At 59.6% G+C, this 3,298-nt stretch carries 3 protein-coding genes; 1 reads left to right on the top strand and 2 read right to left on the bottom strand.

Annotation, left to right across the window (positions count from 1 at the left end):
* A partial coding sequence (locus tag ACTO5E_RS10570) for a Gfo/Idh/MocA family protein (protein WP_482303479.1) occupies positions 1-1,026 on the top strand: 1,026 nt, incomplete at its 5' end.
* A gap of 311 nt (positions 1,027-1,337) precedes the next feature.
* Here ACTO5E_RS10570 and groL read toward each other — a convergent pair.
* Together groL and ACTO5E_RS10560 are read right to left on the bottom strand one after the other, a co-directional pair.
* Positions 1,338-2,963, bottom strand: coding sequence for a chaperonin GroEL (groL, locus tag ACTO5E_RS10565; RefSeq protein ID WP_482303477.1), 1,626 nt, complete (start codon positions 2,961-2,963; stop codon positions 1,338-1,340).
* A 41-nt stretch (positions 2,964-3,004) separates the two neighbouring features.
* Positions 3,005-3,289 carry a co-chaperone GroES gene (locus tag ACTO5E_RS10560; protein WP_482303481.1) on the bottom strand — a complete coding sequence of 95 codons (285 nt, stop codon included), beginning with the start codon at positions 3,287-3,289 and terminating at the stop codon, positions 3,005-3,007.
* Positions 3,290-3,298: the final 9 nt, after the last annotated feature.

Here is a 3,298-nt window from a genome sequence, read left to right as displayed (position 1 = left end):
GCCATTCCCGCCTTGGAGCGAGGCTATCATGTGCTGATGGAGAAGCCCATCTCCCCTGACATCAACAAGTGCCGGGAGATTCTCAAGGTCTCTGCCGCCCACCCGGACCAGCATGTGATCCTCTGCCATGTGCTGCGCTACACCCTGTTCTTCAACACCCTGAAGGACCTGATTGACAGCGGCAAAATTGGGGACATTGTCAGCATGGTCGCCACAGAGAATGTGGGCTACTGGCACCAGGCCCACAGCTTTGTCCGGGGCAACTGGCGCAACTCCAATGAGACCAGCCCCATGATTTTGCAGAAGTCCTGCCATGACATGGACATTCTCACCTGGCTTATGGGCAAAAAGTGCAAGTCTGTCTCCTCGGTGGGAGGGCTGCGGCTGTTCCGGGAGGAGTGCGCCCCCGAGGGCTCCGCCGCCCGGTGCCTGGACTGCAAGGTGAAGGACAGCTGCCTGTTTGACGCGGAGAAAATCTACCTCACCAGCGAGAAGACCGGCCTGCTGAAGGGCAGCAGCTGGATCAGCTCTGTACTCAGCGTGGAGAACACCCCCGAGTCCACCTACGAGGCTCTGCGCACCGGCCCCTATGGCCGCTGTGTCTACCACTGCGACAACAATGTGGTGGACCATCAGCAGACCAACCTGCTTATGGAGGACGGCAGCACCATCCACTTCACCATGTGTGCCTTTACCGAGGACTGCTACCGGACCTTCCGGGCCATGGGCACCCTGGGGGAGATCGAGGCGGACATGAAGACCAACACCATCCGCCTGCGGGAGTTCGGCAAGGCGGAGGAGGTTGTAGACCTGAAGGCCATGAGCGGCGACCTGAAGGGCCACGGCGGCGGAGACAGCGGCATTATCTCTGACCTGCTGGACATGCTCCTGGAGGACGCGCCCCCCACCCAGCGGACCACCACCCTGAAGAACTCCATGGAGAGCCACTACATCGCCCTGGCCGCAGAGGAGTCCCGGCTGGCGGAAGGGCTTTCCATCAATCTGGAAGAATTCCGGAACAAATAATGCTGCTAGTCGGGTGAGCCGCTCGACTGGCTTAAAACGATAAGTCTGTTGACAGTCACAAAAAAATAGTACCGCCCTCTCTGTCCAGTGGGGACAGAGAGGGCGGTATTTTGAATAAGCTGTATCACAGGAGTTAAAGCGCACCGGATGATTGGAATTCCCCAAAAATGCGGCTCCTCCGTCCTGCCGGGATAAATTATGATGGCGGGTTTTGAGTACACTGGCTGATTGGATTCCAAAAATGCGACCCCCTCTGTCCGGCTGGGACAGAGGGGGCCGCATTCATATTACAGGAGGGTTATAATCAGAGATTAGTACATGCCGCCCATGTCAGGAGCCGGGGCCGCGGGAGGCGTGGGCTCCTTGATGTCGGCAACCAGGGACTCGGTGGTGAGAATGGTGGCCGCCACAGAGGACGCGTTCTGCAGAGCGGAGCGGGTGACCTTGGTGGGGTCCACAATGCCCGCCTCAATCATGTCCTGGAACTCGCCGGTAAGGGCGTTGTAGCCCTGGCCCACCTTGTGATCCCGCTTGAGCTGCTCCACAATCACAGAGCCCTCAATGCCAGCGTTGGCAGCAATCTGGCGCACAGGCTCCTCAAGGGCCTTGAGCACAATAGCTGCGCCGGTCTTCTCATCGCCCTCGGCAGAGTCCACATAGGCCTTCACAGCGGGGATGGCGTCGATCAGGGCAGTGCCGCCGCCGGCCACAATGCCCTCCTCCACAGCCGCCTTGGTCGCGGCCAGAGCGTCCTCAATGCGCAGCTTCTTCTCCTTCATCTCAATCTCAGTGGCAGCGCCCACCTTGATAACCGCCACGCCGCCGGCCAGCTTGGCCAGACGCTCCTGCAGCTTCTCCTTGTCGAACTCGCTGCTGGTGGTCTCAATCTGAGAGCGGATCTGCCCCACCCGGGCCTTGATGGCATCGCTGTCCCCAGCGCCGTCCACAATAATGGTGTTCTCCTTGTCCACCTTCACCTGGCGGGCGCGGCCCAGCAGGTCGATGGTGGTCTCCTTCAGGTCAAGGCCCACCTCCTCAGAGATGACCTGGCCGCCGGTAAGGGTGGCAATGTCCACCAGCATCTCCTTGCGGCGGTCGCCAAAGCCGGGAGCCTTGACAGCCACGCACACAAAGGTGCCCCGCAGGCGGTTGAGGATCAGGGTGGTGAGGGCCTCGCCCTCAATGTCCTCAGCAATGATCAGCAGCTTTTTGCCGCTCTGGACAATCTGCTCCAGCAGGGGGAGAATCTCCTGGATGTTGGAGATCTTCTTGTCGGTAATCAGGATATAGGGATCATCCAGCTCGGCCACCATCTTGTCGGTGTCAGTGGCCATGTAAGGGGTGACATAGCCCCGGTCGAACATCATGCCCTCAACCACCTCGCTGTAGGTCTCGGCGGTCTTGCTCTCCTCCACGGTGATGACCCCGTCGGAGGTGACCTTCTCCATAGCGTCGGCAATCAGCTGGCCAATCTCGTCGCTGCTGGAAGAGACGGCGGCTACCCGGGCAATGTCCTTGGTGCCGCTGACCTTCTGGCTGTTCTTCACAATGGCCTCCACGGCAGCGTCAGTGGCCTTCTGCACGCCCTTGCGCAGCACCATGGGGTTGGCCCCAGCGGTGACATTCTTCATGCCCTCCCGCACCAGAGCCTGGGCCAGCAGGGTGGCGGTGGTGGTGCCGTCGCCGGCCACATCGTTGGTCTTGGTAGCGACCTCCTTCACCAGCTGTGCGCCCATGTTCTCATAGGCGTCTTCCAGCTCCACCTCTTTGGCAATGGTCACGCCATCGTTGGTGATCAAGGGCGCGCCGAACTTCTTATCCAGCACCACATTGCGGCCCTTGGGGCCCAGGGTAATTTTCACCGTGTCGGCCAGCTGGTTGACGCCATTGAGAAGCGCCTTGCGGGCCTCCTCGCCATATACGATCTTCTTAGCCATACTCGCATCCAATCCTTTCTTATTTTCAGTTTATCGCTTTTTTACTCAACCACAGCCAGAATGTCGGACTGCTTGACAATGGTGTACTCCTCGCCGTCAATCTTCACCTCAGTGCCGCTGTACTTGGCGGAGATGACCCGGTCGCCCTCCTTGAGGTACATTTTCACCTCTTTGCCGTCAATCTCGCCGCCGGGGCCCACTGCCACCACACGGGCGATCTGGGGCTTCTCCTGGCTCTTGGCAGCCAGCACAATGCCGCTTTTCGTGGTCTCTTCCGCGTCCTCAGTCTTGATCAGGACCCTGTCCAGCAAGGGCTTTACCTTCATACAAACACC

The organism is Acutalibacter sp., assembly GCF_056800975.1.
The sequence above is the reverse complement of the archived record's forward strand: the minus strand, read 5'-3'. Positions and strand labels throughout refer to the sequence as shown.

Excerpts from the sequence above, each read along its gene's own strand:
- ACTO5E_RS10560 (WP_482303481.1), bottom strand. The coding sequence starts at position 3,289 with ATGAAGGTAAAGCCCTTGCTGGACAGGGTCCTGATCAAGACTGAGGAC.
- groL (WP_482303477.1), bottom strand. The coding sequence starts at position 2,963 with ATGGCTAAGAAGATCGTATATGGCGAGGAGGCCCGCAAGGCGCTTCTC.